The 794-nt window shown below is 60.7% G+C and carries 1 protein-coding gene; it reads right to left on the bottom strand.

Features of this window, described 5'->3' with window-relative positions; translation table 11 throughout:
- Nucleotides 1-218 precede the first annotated feature (218 nt).
- Nucleotides 219-794 (bottom strand): glucoamylase family protein (locus NKI70_RS33875; RefSeq protein ID WP_352726464.1); only part of this gene is annotated, 576 nt, incomplete at its 5' end.

Below are 794 nucleotides of genomic sequence, written 5' to 3'. Positions count from 1 at the left end.
ATGCTCTGCCCCCGCCGAACCATCCTCAATGCGAGCGCGACGTCCGGTTCGTGATCTCTACCTCACCCCATGCGCCCATCCCGCGCAGCGGGTTCGTTCGTCGGCTCCTATGCTGCCGAGAAGCAGTGCGCCGCTAAGTCGATATTTGCAGCAAATGCGGCATGCGCTAGCAGTCAAGAGTCCCGGTATCAGTCGGGGAGCTTTGTCATCTCGACTTGTTATAGCCAACCGCCCGAAAAACCGGCTCGGTGCAGTCCCGCGATGATGGCCGGCACGCGGCGCATCAGGCGCCACAGCAAGCCCGAGCGGTAGTTCTCTATCATCAGAGTGATCGGACCCTGATTGATGCCGACATGGTCCGGCGATACCCAACCGCATGGCCGGCCGTCGGCGGCTGCTATTGTCGGATTGAAGCTTGCGGTGAAGCCGTAAGGGTTGCCCTCTTGCAGGTCGATCTCATGGAAATAGCGCAGTGCTGGCAGAACGATCTCTGGTGCAAAGGGCAATGAGGTAATCGCTGCCCACGGCGACAACGTCCCATCATCAGGGCCGAATGGCGCACCGCGCGCCAGATAGCCGAAGAAGCGGCGGCCACCGACCGTCATTTGGCGTTTTGTCGGGCTTGGGCCGTCGCTGGCGGTGATGCCCCAGCAATTCTCGCCATAACCGCTGAAGCCCTTCGGATTGCGAATGGCGTAGTCGCGTTGCAGGTAGGTTGCCTCGCGGCTGTTCTCGAAATAGTCGCAGTCGTGGTTGCGCATGGAAGCATCGCGGATGCCGCGAAAATCGATCCA

The sequence above is a fragment of the Mesorhizobium sp. M0500 genome, from assembly GCF_040321165.1.
In the GTDB taxonomy this organism is placed as follows: domain Bacteria; phylum Pseudomonadota; class Alphaproteobacteria; order Rhizobiales; family Rhizobiaceae; genus Mesorhizobium.
The sequence above is the reverse complement of the archived record's forward strand: the minus strand, read 5'-3'. Positions and strand labels throughout refer to the sequence as shown.